Origin of the sequence: Citrobacter sp. RHBSTW-00944 (genome assembly GCF_013615435.1) — a bacterium.
In the GTDB taxonomy this organism is placed as follows: domain Bacteria; phylum Pseudomonadota; class Gammaproteobacteria; order Enterobacterales; family Enterobacteriaceae; genus Citrobacter; species Citrobacter braakii.
On sequence record NZ_CP055418.1, the window covers coordinates 2,328,744 to 2,349,073 of the forward strand.

A 20,330-nucleotide genomic window follows, 5' to 3' on the forward strand; every position below is an offset into this window, starting at 1 on the left:
GTCGATCGCTGTGTGAGTCAGGATGCGGGAAGGTCTTCACTGCATCAGTAATCACACCAATCTGGTTAAACGGCAAACTAAGTGGTGGTAAAGACTGACATCGGCATTATTACTATCGCTGTGGAACATCACCCCGACGGGCTTACCACGGGTTTCCCATGCCATTTCCAGTGCTTTCATGGTAAGCCTGCTGTCCGGCGAGAACGACATGGCCCAGCCCACTGGTTTTCTTGCGAACAGGTCGAGAACAACGGCGAGGTACGCCCAGCGCTTACCCGTCCAGATATAGGTCACATCACCGCACCACACCTGATTTGGTTCCGTTACGGCGAACTGTCGCTCAAGATGATTCGGGATAGCAACGTGCTCATGGCCGCCACGCTTATACCGGTGAGTCGGCTGCTGGCAACTGACCAGCCCCAGCTCTTTCATGAGTCTGCCAGCAAGCCAGCGCCCCATCTGGTAGCCTCTCTGGGTTGCCATTGTGGCGATGCTTCTTGCTCCGGCAGAGCCGTGGCTGATGCCATGCAGTTCAAGTACCTGGCTGCGTAATACAGCCCGTCTGCCGTCTGGCTTTTCAGGACGGTTTTTCCAGTATTTGTAGCTGCTGCGATGGACCCCGAACACATGGCAGAGAGTGGCCACAGGATAACGCGCCCTGAGTTTCCCGATTATCGAGAACTGTTCAGGGAGTCTGACATCAAGAGCGCGGTAGCCTTCCTGAGAAACTCCCGGTTCACACGCATAACTCGGGATCTTGCTGGAGAGAGTAACCCAGTGATTTTGCCCTTCGTTTAAGCCCGTCGAGTACGCGATTACGGTAGCGCTCTTCATAATAATCCGCGCCAGGATCGACATATTTCTGACCGTATTTAAGGGCATTGTAGAACAGTATTGCCAGTTTTCTTGCCGTTGCAGTGACTGCTTTTGCTTTCCCGATACGGGATGATAATCGACGATAAAAAGCACCCAGCGCTGTATCGCTCCGGCCAATTGTTGTGGCTGCCAGTCTTAGTGCAGCAGCAATTCGACTGGATGAACGCCGTGTTTTCGAGGACAGTACTTTTCCACCGGAGATCTTATTCCCCGGGGACAAACACAGCCACGAGGTAAAATGGCTCGCATCCGGCCAGCGATTCATGTCAGTACCGCATTCGGCAACGAATTTTAGTGCCAGATAAGGTCCGAACCCATGTATCTGTGTCAGGTCTGCTCCGGTAATTTTCCAGAGTAATGGCCTGACATCAAAGGAAAGCTGATTGGGCTGTTTTGTACGATGTCTGGCGGAGGGCAATACTCCTTCAGGCTCTTCAGTTCCGGTGCTGAGCTGCAATAATGAAGTTTCGATTTGATCATCACACTCACGGATTTTTTCCTGGTAAAAATCGAAAAATGCCACCGACTGTTCAAGTGCAAAAAGATGTTCAGGCTGCCAGTTCCCTGTCAGTGCCTGTTGAAGAACCTCTGGCGTCTTTTTACATCTGACATCACGATACTGGATCAATACTGAAGGATCGCGCTCACCACTGACAATAGCTCTGACGATTGAAAGACCGGTAACGCCAGTAATATCCGATACGGCATGATGCAATTGAACATTCATCTGCATCAACGCCTTCTGCATATGTTGGATATGAGCAGCCCGGTATTCAGTCAGGCGTTCCCGTTGTCTCAAATAAGACCTGAGTACGGAAATGTCGTGTTCAGGTCTGAAACTGGCCCGAAGAAGGCCAAATGAATGCAGCTTCTGCAGCCACTGTGCGTCATTGACATCAGTCTTGCGACCGGGAACATTTTTTGCGTCTCTGGCATTAACAAGGATCACATTGAAACCCGCAGCCTCAAGGATCTCAAAAGCAGGCAACCAGTAAACGCCAGTGGACTCCATGGCAATGGTCGTAATGTGACAGGTTTTGAGCCAGTCGGACATCCGATGAAGGTCGCCAGTGAAACTTTGAAAAGTTCTGACCGGCTCGGCGTCAGCATCCGGTGGAACGGCGACTACGTGGAATTCAGCGCCAATATCAACGCCCGCAGCATGAGGATGGATAACAGACATTCGGGAGGATTTTTTCATGGAAATCTCCTTGCTCATTTTTCGATGAACGAAGGAGGGGACGACGGAGAAATCACCTTCCTGAACGGGATCAAAGTCACCACTGCCGGATCCGCCACAGTCCCTGAACCATGTTTTTTTACGGGGTCATACCACCAAAAGGCCGACGGCTGCTTCCTTCGCTAAATTAGCCTGCCAACTTTTCCGGGGAGTTTCTGAGACTCAGGACGGGGTTTCACCCATGGACAGTTTTTTAATATTTCATTTTCCATTTCAATACGTTGTAGCTTTTTCCTGAGCTCACGGATTTCAATTTGTTCCGGGGTAATGGGAGAGGCTTTTGGTGTTTTTCCCTGCCGCTCATCACGTAATTGTTTCACCCATCGCGTCATTGTGGAAAGGCCGACATCCATAGCGCTGGCTGCATCTGCCACGGTGTAATTCTGGTCAACGACCAGTTGAGCGGATTCGCGTTTAAACTCTGCGCTGAAATTTCTTTTTTTCATTATGGCACCTGTGTTGTTCTGAGGTGAGCATATCACCTCTGTTCAGGTGGCCAAATTCAGTAAACCACTTCAGATCGGGCCATGGACATTGCCCTCCTCAGACTCCTGGAGATCTTTACGCAGGAAATACATAAACCATTGAGTATAATCCTTTAAACTCAGATGTTCCTGCGATTGATGTGGATAAAGCACACTGTCAATTACCGCGATGTCTTCAGCGCTCGGTTCATAAGAGCCAGCATCTAACCACTGCCCATTTAGGGTTGAACGATAGGCATAACACATTTCTTTATGCAGTAAGGGGAAAACTTGTTCAAGAAAATCGATTTTTGAAGATCCTTTCTCAAACACATTTTTCAACCGCAATTCTCTGATAGCCATTGCCGTTAAGAAGCGTGGGGAGTACTGCCCAGAAACGCCTTTTTGATTCGCGCCGCGACTGCTAAAAGGTAGAGCCTTACGTGAATAGATAAAAATACCCGGTTCTTTTCCGGAAGGATGATAGCGAAGCTCACCCTCTTCCCGGCTAAATTTTCCACCCCTGCCGATAGTGAGTTGCGAAATGACATCATAGGCAGTCAGACCAATACCCTGAACAATCACATTTGATTCCGCTGTTATTTTATTCAAATTATTTATTGGATAAGGAGTCGAATAGTAGTCCAGGCGTTCATTTTTCTTATAATTATTGGCAATAAATCGTTCAACAAGATGATCGTCAAACGTTTTGGCGTTGTCGCTGTGACCAGTGGTTAAATAGACGTAATCGGCCACCACACGCTGACTGTCTTCCAAGACAATAATAGACTTCGCATCGTCCTGAATCAGAATGTTGTTGGCCTGCTGATTTATCTGTGTAACCGAGATATTGTCAGGCAAACTTTTGATAATTTCGTGATAAAACCAATTTAAGTATTCACCTAATAATCGACGAGGTAAATAATCGTTGGCGTCAATTGGTTTGCCAGCCACGTCTTTTAAATAACGGCCATCAACATTTTTATAGCCCTGCTCATTAGCCCACTGATGAAAACATGGCCCTGAACGGAAAGATCCGGCATTTTTTACCGTCGCATCACCAAATAATGTTATCTGGCAAGCAACGGTGTTAACCAATAAATGGTCGGGCTGCGATAAACTGTGCGCACCTACACCCATCGCATTTTTATCAACGATAACAATATTAATATGTTCATTCTGTTTACGTTGTGCATGCTGAGCACAAATCCTTTCCAGAATACTAAGCCCCCGAGGCCCCATTCCTATAATAGCAACGGTTGTCTTTTTCATTCTTTGCTCCAACTTTGAGAGTACTTAACTTTGCTGTGTTGAACATAGCTAATCCCTGCTGCGATAAATAACGCACAAGCGCCAGATAATATTGAAATAGTCATCCCGTTTTTATTGTTCTGAAACGCACTCACGATTAATGGCCCGGCAATTTGCCCAATGCCATATGTTAACGTCACCAGACCCAGAAGATTAATTTTCTGTGGTGCAGAAATCTTTTTCGCGAGTGGCATAACGAGAGAACTGGTTCCCATGAAAGTTGCACCAAAGCCAATACAACTCAAGGTCAATAAAAGCGGGGAATGGATAAACGAGGCCATCACAACGCAGCTCGCCTGCACAATTAAGTTAACACTCAGGCAGGACAATATGCTCCACTTGCGTGCAGCCCATAACCAACCATAGCATCCTGGGATAACGGCAAGGCCAACAATAGACCAGATATGGTTGGCCAGAAATTCATTACCCACTCCCCGGGCCATTAAAGGGAGATAAGTAGCTACAATGATATAACCGAAGCCTGCCAGTCCATATAACAATGCTAAATTCCACCACTGGATGTTCGGCTCGGATGACGAAGCTTTTTTCTGAGGAGGTAGAACGGGTGATGCTGCCAACTTACTGATTTAGTGTATGATGGTGTTTTTGAGGTGCTCCAGTGGCTTCTGTTTCTATCAGCTGTCCCTCCTGTTCAGCTACTGACGGGGTGGTGCGTAACGGCAAAAGCACTGCCGGACATCAGCGCTATCTCTGCTCTCACTGCCGTAAAACATGGCAACTGCAGTTCACTTACACCGCTTCTCAACCCGGTACGCACCAGAAAATCATTGATATGGCCATGAATGGCGTTGGATGCCGGGCAACCGCCCGCATTATGGGCGTTGGCCTCAACACGATTTTCCGCCATTTAAAAAACTCAGGCCGCAGTCGGTAACCTCGCGCATACAGCCGGGCAGTGACGTCATCGTCTGCGCGGAAATGGACGAACAGTGGGGATACGTCGGGGCTAAATCGCGCCAGCGCTGGCTGTTTTACGCGTATGACAGGCTCCGGAAGACGGTTGTTGCGCACGTATTCGGTGAACGCACTATGGCGACGCTGGGGCGTCTTATGAGCCTGCTGTCACCCTTTGACGTGGTGATATGGATGACGGATGGCTGGCCGCTGTATGAATCCCGCCTGAAGGGAAAGCTGCACGTAATCAGCAAGCGATATACGCAGCGAATTGAGCGGCATAACCTGAATCTGAGGCAGCACCTGGCACGGCTGGGACGGAAGTCGCTGTCGTTCTCAAAATCGGTGGAGCTGCATGACAAAGTCATCGGGCATTATCTGAACATAAAACACTATCAATAAGTTGGAGTCATTACCGTAGAACGTGTTTATTTGCAGGCAGCAAGATAATCAGCGCGATGAAGAGTACAGCTGAAATGATTGACGCGCCGATCCATAGTAGCTTTGAATTTAATGCATATGCGATACCGGCTATAACATATTCATTGCCTATAAAAATACCCACCCCGACGCCGGCAAACAAAGAAGCAATGACAAACGGATTATGGGTATGCTGTAGCATAAGCATCGACCCGAATATCATCATGCCTGCGCTGGCAACACCGGCGATAAATCGAATAACAATTACTATATCAGGGTGCGTGACTACTGCCATCGCAAAAATAAGCAGGCCGGTGACTAATGCAGCACAAATTAACATCGTTTTGATATTCTTCAGGCCACCAAAAATACCAAACGAGAACAGGAGGCTGCCAACCAGGTATCCGGCGTAATTCGCGCTTGCGATTAACGATAATTGCGAAAAATTAAAAATGCTTTCATGCAACATGACCGGCAGCATCGGAGTATATAAAAACCGACCAATTCCCATCCCCAGCGTTAAAACAATCATACCGAAGACAGCCGTGCTCAACTGGCGGTGGCCAATAACATTGTGATCAAGATCCATTTTTCAGGCTCAATATGTCAATCAGATTTGATTGTTATGTTACATAAAGAAATGATAATAAAAAGTTAATAAAAATGACGAAAACCTTCACTTTGAGTGACAGACACGATGAACAGTACCTCATTAAATTTGTTTAAAACCGTCGCGGAAACCGGCTCTATCACCGCAGCAGCCCGTAATCTGCACTGCGTTTCTTCAAACGTCACGACGCGGCTCAAGCAACTGGAGTCCAGCCTGGATGTTTCGTTGTTTGTTCGCGAGAAGAATCGTCTTCACATCACCCCTGAAGGTGAACTGCTTCTGCGTTACGCTAACAAAATCCTCGCGCTTTTAGACGAAGCCGAGTTGTCTATGCAGGGAACGAAAGCGGCTGGCCCTCTGCGCATTGGCGCAATGGAAACCACTGCCGCCGTCCGACTTCCTGCTTTGCTGGCAAACTTCCACCGTGAAATGCCCTCCGTAGAATTAAACTTAAAAACGTCACCGACAGATGTGTTAGTTCGTCAGATCCAGAATAGTGAACTTGAAATTGCCTTCGTCGCTGACCACAAGGCGTTGCACGTAGACAATTCAAGGCTACAAACGCAGGTGCTGTGTCAGGAAACCCTGGTTCTGGTTACGGCCGCAGAGCATGGTGATGTCGTGACGGGAGCCGATCTGGAGGTGACAAGGCCGCTCGTCTTTGTGAAAGGATGTAATTATCGTTCCCGGCTTGGGCAATGGTTACGGCTACAAAATGTCGATTATGACGACCCGCTGGAGTTTGGTTCTTTTCAGGCAATACTTGGTTGCGTAAGTGCCGGAATGGGCATTGCATTATTGCCTGAGAGCGTCGTCAAACAGTATGAAACGAGCTTCCCCATACGGTGCCACTCTATTACTCCTCACATTGGTAATGTCAATACTATGATGATATGGCTTAAAAATCGTGAGGTTAGCCGGGTATTGAATTGCTTTGTTTCCTTTGTTTCATCCCACTGAGGTATTCCACAACCATATTGTGCCGTTAGGGCTTTTGGGCTGGTAAATACTCTATATGGATCTATTATCGATGCAGGCTTTCAGTTTCAGGATTGACTAATGCAATTTAATAGAGTTGCTGAAGATTTCTTTCCTGGGATTGGTCAAGAAATTTGACCACTGTTTTGTAGTAAGAACGGCATCTGCTCTCTGATTCGTTCGTTGCCAGTCTGCCATTGGCACAAAGTGGACCCTGAGGAATGAGTTCTATCCTCGTGGTTCAGTAAGTGCAGCAAGTTCTACTCGAATCCTGCTACCCATTTGTCCAACATATCAGCCCATTCCTGCATCATCACTTTACGCTCATCAAGATAAGTTGCATGGTTGTATGTGCGACGAACATTGTTGGTATCAGCGTGCGCAAGTTGGGCCTCAATAGCATCAGGTCGATAGCCCAACTCGTTTAAACGGGTACTTCCTGTGGTTCGGGTTGCATGTGGGCTATATGTACCACTCCAGCCGAGGCTTTTAAGTAGCTGGCGCAGCGAGTGCGATGTCATTGGACCTAGCGGATTGTCTCTCCCCGGGAAAAGGTGCTGCCGATGCCCGGTTAATCCCTGTAGTGTTCTGAGCATTTTGACAGCTTGGAAGGGTAGGGGAATAACGTGTTCTCTGCGGGCTTTCATCCGCGCTGCCGGAATGGTCCACAGGGCGTTATCAAGATCGAACTCTGTCCATTCGGCTTCGGTGGCTTCTGCAGGACGCGCTAATGTCCACCACATGAGCCACATGCAATAGTTAACCTGGTATGAGCCACGACTATTGTCAAAACAGTTTAATAACTTTCCGATTCGCTGAGGATTCAATGCCTGTTTGTGCTGCGTTTTGTTTGCCGGAAGAGCTTTGCGCACGGGCCAGACAGGATCACTATCAGCTCTAAGTGTCGCGACTGCCAACTCGAAAACTGATGAAATTGTTCGACGGGCTTCAGCGGCAACTGTCGGTGCTCTTCGTTTAGCAGTTTCTTGAAGAATTTTAAGAATGTGGTGCGGAGTGATTTCCCTGATAGGAAGTTTGCCGATGGCGGGGAAAACTACACGCTCAAGCATATCCAGTCGCCGCGTTTTGGTGATTTCGGCCCAGTCTTTCAGCTGCAACCACTCTTTGGCGATCAGCTCAAAGGTGTTAGATGCGTCATTGACCTTACGGATCTTATCTAACTGACGAGCCTGTGTCGGGCTAACTCCATCTGCGACTTGCTTACGCGCTTGCTCGCATTTCTCGCGAGCTTCGGCAAGTTTGACCGTCGGGTACTCACCCAGCGCAAACATGCTGGATTTACCGTTGAGTTTAAACCGATAGCGCCATGCCTTTTTACCATTGGGTTTCACTTCGAGGTAGAGACCATTGAAATCATTAAGTCGATAGAGTTTTTCTTTCGGCTTGGCAGTGCGGCATTCGTATCAGTGAACCTAACGGGGCCTTGTTTGTTTATTATACCGTTATCGTACCCACTAAAAATGAAGATGGCAGAATGTTGTGCTCATCCACGTACTCATTTTTGACTGTCTCGTTACGAGACAGATGCACACTCTCTGAAATAAAAAATCCACGCAATTGCGTGGATTTTGTAGACTTTTTCGATATTCATGAGATTTGATGAAACCTCATGAGGCAACAAATTTTATTTAGACGTTGAACAGGAAGTTCATCACATCGCCATCTTTAACGATGTAATCTTTACCTTCTGCACGCATCTTACCGGCTTCTTTCGCGCCTTGTTCACCTTTATAGGTGATGAAATCTTCAAACGCGATGGTTTGTGCGCGGATAAAGCCTTTCTCGAAGTCAGTATGAATTTTACCCGCCGCCTGCGGAGCCGTTGCGCCAACAGGAATGGTCCATGCACGAACTTCTTTCACGCCAGCGGTGAAGTAGGTCTGCAGGTTCAGCAGTTCGTAACCAGCGCGGATTACGCGGTTCAGACCTGGCTCTTCCAGACCCATTTCAGCCATGAATTCTTCACGGTCAGCATCATCGAGTTCTGCGATGTCAGCTTCAACGGCAGCGCAAACTGCAACCACCACGGAGCCTTCAGCTGCGGCGATTTCACGCACTTTATCGAGGTATGGGTTGTTTTCAAAACCGTCTTCGTTGACGTTGGCGATATACATGGTTGGCTTCAGCGTCAGGAAGCTCAGGTATTTGATAGCCGCTTTGTCTTCATCAGTCAGCGTTTTCAACGCACGCAGCATGCCAGCGTTTTCCAGTTGTGGCAGGCATTTTTCCAGTGCAGCCAGTTCCGCTTTAGCGTCTTTATCGCCGCCTTTGGCCTTCTTCTGTACGCGATGGATAGCGCGCTCACAGGTATCCAGGTCAGACAGCGCCAGTTCGGTATTGATAACCTCAATGTCGTCAGCCGGATCCACTTTGTTATTAACGTGGATGATGTTGTCGTTTTCAAAGCAGCGAACCACGTGGCCGATAGCTTCGGTTTCACGGATGTTCGTCAGGAACTGGTTACCCAGACCTTCGCCTTTGGACGCGCCTTTTACCAGACCGGCAATATCGACGAATTCCATCGTTGTTGGCAGGATACGCTGCGGTTTGACGATTTCGGCCAACTGATCCAGACGCGGATCGGGCATCGGGACAACACCTGTGTTCGGCTCGATAGTACAGAACGGGAAGTTTGCCGCTTCAATACCCGCTTTTGTGAGCGCGTTGAACAGGGTGGATTTGCCTACGTTTGGCAAACCGACGATACCGCATTTGAATCCCATGTTTAAATCACCTTAATCTTTTGATATTCAACCTGTTATGGAAAACAGATTGTAGAAAAGTAAATAACTCTGCCTATTATACACAGCACGCGAGAAAAATGCCGCACATCGCTGCTTATTGCGCTTTAAAGGTGTGTAACCGGCTCGTTGCCTTGGTCAGGCCATCTTTGAATAAAATCTCGGTACAACGTGCCGCTTCGTCAATTGCTTCATCAATTAACTTCTGTTCTGAAACAGGCGGTTTGCCTAAAACAAATCCGACAACTTTGTTTTTATCACCCGGATGACCAATTCCCACGCGTAAACGATGAAAGTTGGGGTTATTGCCCAACTTGCTGATGATGTCTTTCAGGCCATTATGTCCGCCATGACCGCCACCGAGCTTAAATTTTGCCACGCCAGGCGGCAGGTCTAATTCGTCGTGCGCGACCAAAATTTCATCGGGGTTGATACGATAAAAACTGGCCATCGCACCCACGGCCTTGCCGCTGAGATTCATAAATGTGGTCGGTACCAGCAAACGGATATCTTCCCCTTCGAGCGTTACTCTGGAGGTGTAGCCGAAGAATTTCGGCTCATCACGCAGGGGCGCGCGTAATCTCTCTGCCAGTAAATCGACATACCATGCGCCTGCGTTGTGTCGCGTTGCCGCATACTCTGCGCCGGGGTTCGCCAGGCCGACAATCAATTTAATCGTCACGTGTTTTGTCCTGAGTGTTTCCATAAACGACGTGTAGTTTACTGTCTGACGCTGCTCTTGACAAAAAACTGCGTACTAATCGCCAAAAGCTGAATAATTGCACAAATGGACTATTAGAAATTGAGTATGTTCAGTAGCTTATTTGTAAAGTTTTGTTGCGCGAGTGTTTGTAATTGTGATCGCTCCCGCACTTGCGAACGGCAGTGTTGTCTATACTTTACACATAAGGATTAGGGGTATTCCCTGTAGCAACCCAAAGTTCCGGAGGTGACACATGAAACGCAAAAACGCTTCGTTACTCGGTAACGTACTCATGGCTTTAGGGTTGGTGGTGATGGTGGGGGGTGTTGGTTACTCTATTTTAAACCAATTGCCGCAATTTAATCTGCCACAGTTTTTCGCACATGGTGCCGTGCTCAGTATTTTTGTAGGTGGTGTTCTGTGGTTGGCGGGAGCCAGAGTGGGCGGGCACGAGCAAATCAGTGACCGTTACTGGTGGGTACGCCATTATGACAAACGCTGTCGTCGCGGTGATACCACTCATCGTCATAACTAAATCGTTTCCCGGTAGAGAGGGCTGCGGTTTGAATACAAAGTCCTGGTTGAAAAACCAGGACTCTGCTTGTTCATTATCCTTGCATAGAACGCACTTTTATATTCGCTATGGAATATAAGAAACGTTATTCGAATAACCGATAATGTAACGTTTTAACCGCGCTATCCGCGTCTTCAGCGGGCAACAGGAAACACAGGTTGTCATTTGACGCGCCGTGGCAAATCATTCGCACCGTATGCCCTTCAAGCCAGGCAAAAACGTCTTTGCAAACACCCGCCGCCTGAGTCAGCCGATTCCCCACCAAAGTGACTAATGCCAGTCCGGTTTCCACTTCCACACGACAGTGGGAGGACAATGCGGTAAACAATGCGCTGGTCAGTATATGATCTTCACCTGAGGTAGCGTGAGTCGCGTCCAGCGCCAGTGCAATACTGTTCTCTGAGGTTGTAACCAAATCCACCGTGACCGCGTGGCGAGCTAAAATGGCGAAGGACTGCGCCAGGAAAGAACCGGACGGTTGTGTCTCCAGACTATGTAATCGCAACAGCGTCTGTTTACGGCGCACGGCAAGCGCACGATAGCGAGGTGGGTTGTCGGTGGTGTTATGCACCAGCGTACCACCGGCAGCCGTATCCTTACTTGAGCCAACAAAGACCGGAATGCTTTTGCGCATTGCCGGAAGCAGCGTAGCCGGGTGGAGGACCTTCGCACCAAAGGCGGCCATATCGCTGGCCTCGGAAAATGAGATGTGGTCAATCCGTTTGGCCCGCGGCGCAATGCGCGGATCGGTGGTGTAGATCCCTGCGACATCGGTCCAGATGTCCACGCGTGCGGCGTGAAGCGTCTCACCGAGAAGCGTCGCCGTGTAATCACTACCACCGCGTCCCAGCGTAGTGGTATGCCCTGCGGCATCCCGGCCGATAAACCCCTGGGTCACCATAATCGCTTGCTCAAGACGAGGGCGCAGGTGAGTCTCCACCAGGTGGTGCAAGGTACTGAGTTCGGGTTCGGCGCAGCCGAAACTGGAGTTGGTACGCATCACGCTGCGGGCGTCAAACCACCCGGCCTCGGCATGCCGTTCACGTAAGACTTCAGTAAACAGTAAAGAGGACATCAGCTCGCCGTGACTGACCAATTCATCGCTTAGCGCATCAGACGGTGAAACGGTCGCCGTTTGTGCAAGATGGCGGATGTTGTTGAGAAGATTATCGATTTCCGTGCTGATAACGGACGGCTGCTTCAGGCGGGAAATAATGTTGTATTGGATGGCGCGTAAGGTCTCAAGCTTATCTAATTGTTGATGCGTTTCCAGACCTTCAGAAAGCTCGACCAGTAAGTTTGTAACGCCTGCAGAAGCAGACAGTACGACTAAACGGACATCTTGATCAGCAAGGACAATGCTGGCGCTTCGGTTCATCGCATCAAAATCAGCGACGCTGGTGCCGCCAAATTTGGCAACGACGGATGGTGGATAAATGCGAGTCATAACAATCTCATATCAGGGCGCCATAAAAGTATGGCTAGAAAATTTTCATTCTCGGCATAAGGGGAAACGGTGTTCGCCTTACGAAATGTCCGCCCGCGAACATTTCTGCTGACAACCCAGGGAATTCCTGTTGTCGAAAACGCGTGTCGCCTGTACGCGTTACCGGGTGCTGCGCATTAATTTTATTTACATAGCCTGCAAATAAGCGCGCCATACTAAGTGATTTATATTTAGGGATCGACTTTTTTATTCGATTTATCGACAAATAATTGAAAAATCATGTCGTAACAAGAAAACGCGTACATTATTAATGGTAAAAACGTGTAAAAAAATAATAAAAACATGAAAATTACATGGTTTTTATAACATCGTATGCGTTGCAATTGGCTACGGTAATTGTTAATTAAATAGATATATTTCTTTAGGATTTCGTAATGAGGGGTGGCTGTTACACTTTGAATTATAAAGAAAAAACACCCGCTAAATGTGTTGAAAAATAAATGATTGAGTCCAGGGATAAAACAACATATATTAGCCGCGCTTTTTTACAGGTAACCCTTATAACCATTTATTCAATCAGGCGTTAATCTACACCTGGTTGTAGGAGTGATATGATGACGGATAAAGTCCGTATTGATACTTTAAGTGCTAATTCATTACCACAGAGCAATGATACCTTTTTAGCAAGACAGGCTGAGTTTGAATCTAATGTCCGCAGCTATCCACGTAAACTGCCATTAGCAATTGCTAAAGCGCAGGGCGTCTGGATTACTGACGTAGAAAATAATCAATATCTTGATTGCCTGGCAGGTGCCGGAACCCTGGCGCTTGGTCATAATCATCCTGAAGTGCTGCAGAGCATTCAAAGTGTCATCACAAGCGGCTTACCGTTACATACGCTTGACCTTACCACACCGTTAAAAGATGAATTCTCATCGTATTTACTTTCTTTATTACCGGGCCAGGGCAAAGAGTATTGCCTGCAGTTCACCGGGCCGTCCGGTGCCGATGCCGTTGAAGCGGCGCTGAAGCTGGCGAAGAAAGTTACCGGCCGTTCCAGCATCATCAGCTTCTCCGGTGGCTACCACGGGATGACCCACGGCGCGCTGTCCGTGACCGGCAACTTGTCGCCGAAAGAAGCCGTCAGCAACATGATGGCGGAAGTGCAGTTTATGCCGTATCCGCATCAGTACCGTTGCCCGCTGGGTATTGGCGGCGACGCTGGCGTCAAAGCATTGACCTACTACTTCGAAAACCTGATCAACGACGTTGAGAGCGGCGTGCGTAAACCGGCTGCCGTGATCCTCGAAGCGGTGCAGGGCGAGGGCGGGGTAAACCCGGCACCGATCGAGTGGCTGCAGCGTATTCGTAAAGTGACCCAGGAACACGGCATTCTGTTGATTATCGATGAAGTTCAGGCAGGCTTCGCGCGCACGGGTAAACTGTTCGCCTTCGAACACGCCGGTATTGAGCCGGATATCATCGTGATGTCCAAAGCGGTTGGCGGCGGTCTGCCACTGGCGGTACTGGGCATTAAAAAGCAGTTCGATGCGTGGGCTCCGGGCCATCACACCGGCACTTTCCGTGGCAACCAACTGGCGATGGCGACCGGTCTGACAACGCTGAAAATCCTCAAAGACGACAAGATTGCCGATAAAGTTGCCGCCCAGGGTGAGTGGCTGAAAGGCAAACTGGTCGAGCTGCAAAAACGTTACCCGGTTATCGGCCAGGTACGTGGTCTGGGCCTGATGATTGGTCTGGAAATCGTTAAGCCGAACGAAGCGCAGGATCACATGGGCTGCTACCCGGCCGATGGCGAGCTTTCCGCGCTGCTGCAGAAAAAATGTTTCGAAAACGGCCTGATTCTTGAGCGTGGCGGCCGTAACGGTTGCGTACTGCGTCTGCTGCCGTCTCTGTTGATCACCAACGCAGAACTGGAGATTTTCCTCGATAAATTCGAAAATGCCCTGCTGGGCGCTGGCGTGAAGCCGGTTTAAACGGAGTTGGATCGAATGTCAGACGTAAATCCGATTCTGTCCGGCTCGGCACAAAGCATCGCTGCCTACCAGGACGCTATCGAGCAGAGTACGCAAGCGGTCGTTGAATGGTTGAAGCAACCTGAGATGTATCAGGGCAAAACCGTTGAGCAACTGCGCGAACGTATCAACCTGAATTTTACGTCTCAGGGCCTGGGCAACCAGGCCGCTATTGAGCGTGCGGTTGAATACTTTCTGAAAGACAGCTTGTTGGTTCACCATGCGCAGTGCGTGGCGCACCTGCACTGCCCGAGCCTGGTGATTAGCCAGGCGGCAGAAGTGCTGATCAACGCCACCAACCAGAGTATGGACTCCTGGGATCAGAGCCCGTCGGCGACCATCATTGAGATCAAACTGATCGAATGGTTGCGTGAGCAGGTGGGCTATGCGGCAGGCGACGCGGGCGTGTTCACCAGCGGTGGCACCCAGAGCAACCTGATGGGCCTGATGCTGGCGCGCGACGCCTTTTTTGCCCGCCAGGGGCATTCCATTCAGCAGAATGGTCTGACCGGCGACCTGAGCAAAATCAAAGTATTTTGCTCTGAAAGCGCGCACTTCTCTGTGCAGAAGAACATGGCGCTGATGGGGCTGGGTTACCGTTCCGTCACCCAGGTGAAGACCGATGCGTTCTCACGCATGGATCTGGCTGACCTGAAAGACAAGCTGGCCCAGGCGAAAGCCAACGGCGAACAGGTGATGGCGATTGTCGCCACTGCGGGTACTACCGATGCGGGCGCAATCGATCCGTTAGCGGACATTGCGGCGCTGGCGGCAGAACACCAGATCTGGATGCATGTGGATGCAGCATGGGGCGGGGCGTTACTGCTTTCTGAGCAGTATCGTCACTTCCTGAACGGCCTTGAACTGGCGGATTCCGTGACGCTGGACTTCCACAAACAGTTCTTCCAGACCATCAGCTGCGGCGCGTTCCTGCTGAAAGACGCGCGTCATTACGAGCTGATGCGTTACCAGGCGGCGTACCTGAACTCTGATTTTGATGAAGAGGCGGGCGTACCGAATCTGGTGTCGAAATCGCTGCAGACCACGCGCCGTTTTGACGCGCTGAAGCTGTGGATGGGTCTCGAAGCGCTGGGCAAAAAGCAGTATGCCGAAATCATTGATAACGGCGTAACGCTGGCGCGTGATGTGGCTGCGTTTGTGAAAACTCAGCCGCATCTGGAACTGGTGATGGAGCCGCAGCTGGCAAGCGTGCTGTTCCGTTTCCGTCCGCACAGTGAGGACATGGCGTTCGTTGCGCTGTTGAACCAGCGTATTGGCGACGTTCTGCTGGCTTCTGGTAGCGCCAATGTGGGCGTGACCGAAGCAGATGGCGTAACCTGCCTGAAGCTGACGCTGCTGAACCCAACGGTGTGTCTGGAGGATGTCAAAGTCCTGCTGGCAAGCGTGAAAGCGACAGCTGAGCGACTGCTAAACGCGTAAGCAATAAGCTGATTATAAAAATGGCTCCCACACACGGGAGCCATTTTTTTGCCTGTCATTTGTAGTCTGGCGGCGCTTCGCCTGGCTGGGCTACACGTCAGCTGATATCTGCCAGCGCGGCGTCTTTATTCGGGAAGAACGTCAGGCGTCCGGCAATCGGCTGAATGCCCGCGCGCGCCATGGTACGTAACGGCTGGAATTCCAGATTACTGATCCGCAGTTCACACCCTTCCGGGAGGCGTTTTACAAAACGCTGGAAAGCGTCCAGACCACCTGCATCCAGTACCGGGACCGCGTCCCACTTTAAGACCACAATACGTTTACCTGCAATACGCGATTCGAGATCGGTAAATAATCCCTCCGCAGCGGCAAAGAAAAGTGGGCCAATAACGCGCAGCACCAGCACATCGTCAGGTACGTCTACGTTGACCGGCGCCAGACGCGTCATGCGCGCGATACGACTCATAAACAGCAGGGAGGCGAGAACGATACCAACGCTGATGGCGATCACCATGTCGAATAGCACCGTCAGCGACATACACATAAGCATGACAATGATGTCGTCTTTTGGCGCATGACGCAGCAGATCCACCACTTTATGCGCTTCACTCATGTTCCATGCCACCATCAGCAGCAGGGCGGCCATGGCGGAAAGCGGTAACCAGGAAAGCAGCGGCGCAAGCACCAGCAGGGCAAGGATCACCAGAATCGCGTGGATGACCGCTGAAATTGGTGAGGTCGCCCCGGCGCGGACGTTTGCCGCAGAACGGGCAATTGCCGCCGTGGCGGTGATACCACCGAAGAACGGTGCCACGATGTTACCCAGGCCCTGGCCAATCAGCTCACTGTTGGCTTTATGCTTGGTGCCAGTCATCCCATCAAGTACGACGGCGCACAGTAGAGATTCAATCGCCCCGAGCATCGCCATGGAGAAGGCGGCCGGTAACAGCGCCTGTAACGAACTCCAGCTCAGGGTAAAGTTTGACTCCGGCATGTCCCACGGTAATACCAGTTGCGGCAGCAACTGCGGGATACCGTTACCCTGCGAGCCGTCAGCCAGAATGTAGTGGAACTGAGAACCGATGGTGGCGACATGGCCGCCGGTCAGGTTCACAATCCCCATTACCGCACAGCCTGCCAGCAGCGCAGGAAGGTGGCCCGGCAGTCGGATCCCCAGACGCGGCCAGAAAATCAGGATCCCCAGCGTCACCACGCCAATTGCGGCATCGCCAACGTTGAGGGTTGGCAGGGCCATAAACAGCGCGCCGACCTTTTGCAGGTAGTGCTCCGGGACATGGGCCATTTGCAGACCGAGAAAATCTTTAATCTGCATGGTACCGATGGTGATACCAATACCCGATGTAAAACCTAACGTAACGGATACCGGGATATATTCGATCAGGCGACCAAAACGGGCGAGGCCGAAAAGGATCAGGAATATCCCGGACATTAGCGTTGCGACCAGCAGGCCTGCCAGCCCAAACTGTTGCGACACCGGATACAGAATCACCACGAAAGCGGCGGTTGGTCCAGATACGCTAAAACGTGAACCCCCGGTAAGGGCGATAACAATCCCAGCCACGGCTGAGGTATACAAGCCGTACTGCGGTGCCACGCCACTGCCTATCGCCAGGGCCATCGCCAGCGGAATGGCAATGATCCCAACGGTTATCCCGGCGATCAGGTCGCGGGTAAAGCGAGAAGCGGTATATTTTTCTTTCCAACAAGCGTCGATGAGGGCGCGGAAAGGCATCACATGTGAGGAAAATAATCTGTTCACAATAATGTTTCATCCATGAGCGCATCATCTGTCAACTAAATGGCAGGTGAAGGAGGCATAAGTCATACAAATAGATGTTGCAGATAAAAAAACCCGCCGCAGCGGGTTTTTGAGCCGGGCTCGATTAATGCTCGAACATAGCAGAGATGGATTCTTCGTTGCTGATACGACGAATCGCTTCGGCCAGCATACCCGACAGGGTCAATGTACGCACGTTTGGCAGTGCTTTGATTTCGTCAGTCAGTGGAATAGTGTCACAGACAACGACTTCATCAATCACTGAATTGCGCAGGTTGTTTGCCGCATTACCTGAGAAGATCGGGTGGGTAGCGTAAGCAAATACGCGTTTTGCACCACGTTCTTTCAGTGCTTCTGCTGCTTTACACAGCGTACCGCCAGTATCGATCATATCATCAACCAGCACGCAGTCACGACCTGCAACGTCACCAATAATATGCATCACCTGAGAAACGTTCGCGCGCGGGCGTCGTTTGTCGATGATAGCCATGTCGGTATCGTTCAGCAGTTTAGCGATAGCGCGGGCACGCACGACGCCACCGATGTCCGGAGAAACCACAATCGGGTTGTCCAGATTCAGCTGCAGCATGTCTTCTAACAGGATCGGGCTACCGAATACGTTATCAACCGGTACGTCAAAGAAGCCCTGGATCTGTTCAGCATGCAGGTCAACGGTGAGGACGCGGTCAACGCCAACGCTGGACAGGAAATCAGCGACGACTTTAGCAGTAATCGGTACACGAGCGGAACGTACGCGACGATCCTGACGTGCATAGCCGAAGTAAGGAATAACGGCGGTGATACGGCCTGCGGAAGCACGGCGCAGCGCATCAACCATAACGACCAATTCCATCAGGTTGTCGTTAGTAGGGGCACAAGTGGACTGGATGATGAAAATATCACCACCGCGTACATTTTCATTAATTTGTACGCTGACTTCGCCGTCGCTAAAGCGACCTACAGCGGCGTCGCCGAGTGAAGTGTACAGGCGGTTGGCAATACGTTGTGCTAGTTCCGGGGTGGCGTTACCAGCAAAAAGCTTCATATCAGGCACGAGAAGAACCTCAGGCATGCGTCCATTGGTGGAAAGAATCTGCCGAAAACTGTGCGGGCCAGGCAGTATCCTCTCCATGCGGTGTATTAAAGAGCGCGATGCAACGTCTGGAACAGGGTGACGTTGTCACCGCAACTCAGCTTGCCCGGCTTACTCGTCATCTTTCACGTTTCATGTGTGCTGGCATATTTCGCCATCTTCCTGAAACCCGAATGATTTAGAGTAACGCTCTGTGCAATGGGGAGAGGTTGACACCTTTCGCCACAAAGCCTTTGAGCCATTCCGGGGCTTGCTCAAGCACCTGGCGAGCACGAGACTCAGTGTCAAATTCAGCAAAGACACAAGCCCCTGTACCAGTCAGGCGCGACGGCGCGTATTCTAACAGCCAGGAAAGCGCCGCATCAACCTCGCGAAAACGTTTTCTTGCGATAACCTCGCAATCATTGCTGAATTCACATTTTAGTAACGTTTTTATTGACCTTTTTGGCGTGTTGCGCGGGAGGTCGGGATCTTTAAAAATCACCGGCGTCGGAATACTGACTCCCGGGTGGGCGACCAGATACCATTTTTCCTCTGGCTCGACCGGGGTCAGAATTTCACCTACGCCTTCAGCAAAGGCCGCATGGCCGCGCACGAATACGGGAACGTCCGCCCCCAGCGTTAAGCCGAGTCCTGCCAGTTCATCAACCGAAAGTCCGCACTGCCAAAGGTGATTCAGCGCCACCAGGACGGTAGCCGCATTCGACGAACCTCCGCCAAGACCGCCGCCCATCGGCAGGCGTTTTTCGATACTGATGTCGGCGCCGCTCCCTTTGGGAAGGCGATCGCTTTCAGACGCCGCCTTCATCAGCAAGCGCGCCGCACGGACAATGAGATTGTCTTCATGTGCAACGCCTTCCACCGGCGTTAACAGGCGGATTTCGCCGTCGCCACGCAGCGCAATACCTAACGTGTCGCCATAATCAAGAAACTGGAATAGCGTTTGCAAAGTGTGATAACCGTCCGCACGCTGCCCGGTGATGTATAAAAACAGATTCAGTTTTGCCGGAGAGGGCCAGTGGGTCATCATTTCACAATCCAGTTATCCATTTTCAGCTTAATACGCTGATCGCCGTCGGACAGTTCCATGTTTGCCGGCATCGCGGGCTTAATTTTGCTGTCGTAGGCGCTATAGACCACTTTCCAGTTTTTACCGTCTTTGCTGTAGTTCACTTCACTCAGACGATACTGATCGTCGAGTTTGTAATCGCTGGCGTCTCCCGGCAGGCCAAGGATCCACTGGCGCAGGCTATTCAATGGAATAGGCATGCCGGTCAGTTTACCAATCATCTCTTCGGCGTCGTCAGCGGTGTAGTGCTTGCCTTTGTTATCGACAAGTTCGACGTTGCCCGGCTGGGCATTGAGTTCCAGTTCAGTGCTGCCCAGGGGATTGGTCAGCAGGAGACGGTAGCGATCCTGTCCGGTTTGTTGCCAGAAAAAGCGGGCATAGACTTTCTGTTGATCGGAAATATACGCAAACGCACCGCGCGTCTGATATTGGTTCAGGGCGCGTACTTCCTGCTGGTGCTGGCGCCACTGTGGAGAGTCAGGGCTTTTGCCGGGACCTTTCGGCGCGTTGAGCGTACAGGCGGTAAGAGCCAGGGCCGCCAACGGCAGCAGGCGAATCAGGCGAAAATCAGGCAGGGTCATAATGATGACAAAT

Annotated in this window: 14 protein-coding genes and 5 pseudogenes; 5 read left to right on the forward strand and 14 right to left on the reverse strand. The window is 50.6% G+C overall.

What is annotated here, in order from left to right:
* Nucleotides 1–114 precede the first annotated feature (114 nt).
* The 5 genes and pseudogenes from HV334_RS11205 to HV334_RS11225 all read right to left on the reverse strand — a co-directional run.
* Nucleotides 115–723 (reverse strand): annotated as a pseudogene (locus HV334_RS11205) (IS3-like element ISEc52 family transposase); the annotation flags it as partial.
* A gap of 13 nt (nucleotides 724–736) precedes the next feature.
* Nucleotides 737–2,077 (reverse strand): IS110 family transposase, encoded by a 1,341-nt coding sequence (locus HV334_RS11210; RefSeq protein ID WP_008786676.1) that lies wholly within the window; start codon nucleotides 2,075–2,077, stop codon nucleotides 737–739.
* 230 nt (nucleotides 2,078–2,307) lie between these two features.
* Nucleotides 2,308–2,562 (reverse strand): annotated as a pseudogene (locus tag HV334_RS11215) (IS3 family transposase); the annotation flags it as partial.
* A 69-nt stretch (nucleotides 2,563–2,631) separates the two neighbouring features.
* Nucleotides 2,632–3,852: an FAD/NAD(P)-binding protein gene (locus tag HV334_RS11220; RefSeq protein WP_249415064.1), complete on the reverse strand. Its 1,221-nt coding sequence runs from the start codon at nucleotides 3,850–3,852 to the stop codon at nucleotides 2,632–2,634.
* Nucleotides 3,849–4,412, reverse strand: a pseudogene (locus tag HV334_RS11225) (YbfB/YjiJ family MFS transporter); the annotation flags it as partial. The pseudogene HV334_RS11225 and the gene HV334_RS11220, both read right to left, overlap by 4 nt.
* Before the next feature lie 98 nt (nucleotides 4,413–4,510).
* On the opposite strand from HV334_RS11225, the gene HV334_RS11230 reads away from it, so the two are divergent.
* A protein-coding gene (locus HV334_RS11230) for an IS1-like element IS1B family transposase (RefSeq protein WP_095033700.1) occupies nucleotides 4,511–5,208 on the forward strand; the annotation gives its coding sequence in 2 pieces (ribosomal slippage) (nucleotides 4,511–4,760 and nucleotides 4,760–5,208; 699 coding nt in all).
* Between the two features lie 16 nt (nucleotides 5,209–5,224).
* Here HV334_RS11230 and HV334_RS11235 read toward each other — a convergent pair.
* A pseudogene (locus tag HV334_RS11235) lies at nucleotides 5,225–5,815 on the reverse strand (YbfB/YjiJ family MFS transporter); the annotation flags it as partial.
* Nucleotides 5,816–5,923: 108 nt separating this feature from the next.
* Between HV334_RS11235 and HV334_RS11240 the strand changes: the two are divergent.
* On the forward strand, nucleotides 5,924–6,796 hold the full coding sequence (locus HV334_RS11240; RefSeq protein ID WP_016152964.1) for a LysR family transcriptional regulator: 873 nt from the start codon (nucleotides 5,924–5,926) through the stop codon (nucleotides 6,794–6,796).
* A gap of 278 nt (nucleotides 6,797–7,074) precedes the next feature.
* On the opposite strand, the pseudogene HV334_RS11245 reads toward HV334_RS11240, so the two are convergent.
* From HV334_RS11245 to pth, 3 genes and pseudogenes are all read right to left on the reverse strand, one after another.
* Nucleotides 7,075–8,235: pseudogene (locus HV334_RS11245) on the reverse strand (integrase arm-type DNA-binding domain-containing protein); the annotation flags it as partial.
* Nucleotides 8,236–8,463: 228 nt separating this feature from the next.
* Nucleotides 8,464–9,558, reverse strand: a complete 1,095-nt coding sequence (gene ychF, locus HV334_RS11250; RefSeq protein WP_016153303.1) for a redox-regulated ATPase YchF — start codon at nucleotides 9,556–9,558, stop codon at nucleotides 8,464–8,466.
* 115 nt (nucleotides 9,559–9,673) lie between these two features.
* Entirely contained in the window at nucleotides 9,674–10,258 is a 585-nt protein-coding gene (gene pth / locus HV334_RS11255) for an aminoacyl-tRNA hydrolase (RefSeq protein WP_181221728.1), read from the reverse strand.
* A gap of 274 nt (nucleotides 10,259–10,532) precedes the next feature.
* Between pth and ychH the strand changes: the two genes are divergently transcribed.
* Complete coding sequence (gene ychH, locus HV334_RS11260; protein ID WP_016153301.1) at nucleotides 10,533–10,814, forward strand: stress-induced protein YchH; 282 nt, start codon at nucleotides 10,533–10,535, stop codon at nucleotides 10,812–10,814.
* A gap of 124 nt (nucleotides 10,815–10,938) precedes the next feature.
* On the opposite strand, the gene lysC is transcribed toward ychH, so the two are convergent.
* The gene (lysC, locus tag HV334_RS11265; protein WP_181221730.1) at nucleotides 10,939–12,300 is read right to left on the reverse strand and encodes a lysine-sensitive aspartokinase 3; all 1,362 of its coding nucleotides are present in this window, start codon (nucleotides 12,298–12,300) and stop codon (nucleotides 10,939–10,941) included.
* A gap of 611 nt (nucleotides 12,301–12,911) precedes the next feature.
* Here lysC and HV334_RS11270 point away from each other — a divergent pair.
* Nucleotides 12,912–14,297, forward strand: coding sequence for a diaminobutyrate--2-oxoglutarate transaminase (locus HV334_RS11270; RefSeq protein ID WP_181221732.1), 1,386 nt, complete (start codon nucleotides 12,912–12,914; stop codon nucleotides 14,295–14,297).
* A gap of 15 nt (nucleotides 14,298–14,312) precedes the next feature.
* On the forward strand, nucleotides 14,313–15,776 hold the full coding sequence (locus tag HV334_RS11275) for an aspartate aminotransferase family protein (protein WP_137367334.1): 1,464 nt from the start codon (nucleotides 14,313–14,315) through the stop codon (nucleotides 15,774–15,776).
* A gap of 97 nt (nucleotides 15,777–15,873) precedes the next feature.
* Here HV334_RS11275 and dauA read toward each other — a convergent pair whose 3' ends face one another.
* The 4 genes from dauA to lolB form a co-directional block, all read right to left on the reverse strand.
* Entirely contained in the window at nucleotides 15,874–17,529 is a 1,656-nt protein-coding gene (gene dauA, locus HV334_RS11280; RefSeq protein ID WP_249415069.1) for a C4-dicarboxylic acid transporter DauA, read from the reverse strand.
* Between the two features lie 151 nt (nucleotides 17,530–17,680).
* Nucleotides 17,681–18,628 (reverse strand): ribose-phosphate diphosphokinase, encoded by a 948-nt coding sequence (gene prs / locus HV334_RS11285; protein WP_001518537.1) that lies wholly within the window; start codon nucleotides 18,626–18,628, stop codon nucleotides 17,681–17,683.
* Between the two features lie 217 nt (nucleotides 18,629–18,845).
* A complete protein-coding gene (ispE, locus tag HV334_RS11290) occupies nucleotides 18,846–19,697 on the reverse strand; it encodes a 4-(cytidine 5'-diphospho)-2-C-methyl-D-erythritol kinase (protein WP_047498056.1) in 852 nt (283 codons plus the stop codon).
* Nucleotides 19,694–20,317 (reverse strand): lipoprotein insertase outer membrane protein LolB, encoded by a 624-nt coding sequence (gene lolB, locus HV334_RS11295; protein WP_047358971.1) that lies wholly within the window; start codon nucleotides 20,315–20,317, stop codon nucleotides 19,694–19,696. The genes ispE and lolB overlap by 4 nt, the downstream gene beginning before the upstream one ends.
* Nucleotides 20,318–20,330: the final 13 nt, after the last annotated feature.

Bases quoted from the DNA above. Each gene is read 5' to 3' on its own strand.
- HV334_RS11210 (WP_008786676.1), bottom strand. From the start codon at position 2,077: ATGAAAAAATCCTCCCGAATGTCTGTTATCCATCCTCATGCTGCGGGC.
- HV334_RS11220 (WP_249415064.1), bottom strand. From the start codon at position 3,852: ATGAAAAAGACAACCGTTGCTATTATAGGAATGGGGCCTCGGGGGCTT.
- HV334_RS11240 (WP_016152964.1), top strand. From the start codon at position 5,924: ATGAACAGTACCTCATTAAATTTGTTTAAAACCGTCGCGGAAACCGGC.
- ychF (WP_016153303.1), bottom strand. From the start codon at position 9,558: ATGGGATTCAAATGCGGTATCGTCGGTTTGCCAAACGTAGGCAAATCC.
- ychH (WP_016153301.1), top strand. From the start codon at position 10,533: ATGAAACGCAAAAACGCTTCGTTACTCGGTAACGTACTCATGGCTTTA.
- lysC (WP_181221730.1), bottom strand. From the start codon at position 12,300: ATGACTCGCATTTATCCACCATCCGTCGTTGCCAAATTTGGCGGCACC.
- HV334_RS11270 (WP_181221732.1), top strand. From the start codon at position 12,912: ATGATGACGGATAAAGTCCGTATTGATACTTTAAGTGCTAATTCATTA.
- HV334_RS11275 (WP_137367334.1), top strand. From the start codon at position 14,313: ATGTCAGACGTAAATCCGATTCTGTCCGGCTCGGCACAAAGCATCGCT.
- dauA (WP_249415069.1), bottom strand. From the start codon at position 17,529: ATGCCTTTCCGCGCCCTCATCGACGCTTGTTGGAAAGAAAAATATACC.
- ispE (WP_047498056.1), bottom strand. From the start codon at position 19,697: ATGATGACCCACTGGCCCTCTCCGGCAAAACTGAATCTGTTTTTATAC.
- lolB (WP_047358971.1), bottom strand. From the start codon at position 20,317: ATGACCCTGCCTGATTTTCGCCTGATTCGCCTGCTGCCGTTGGCGGCC.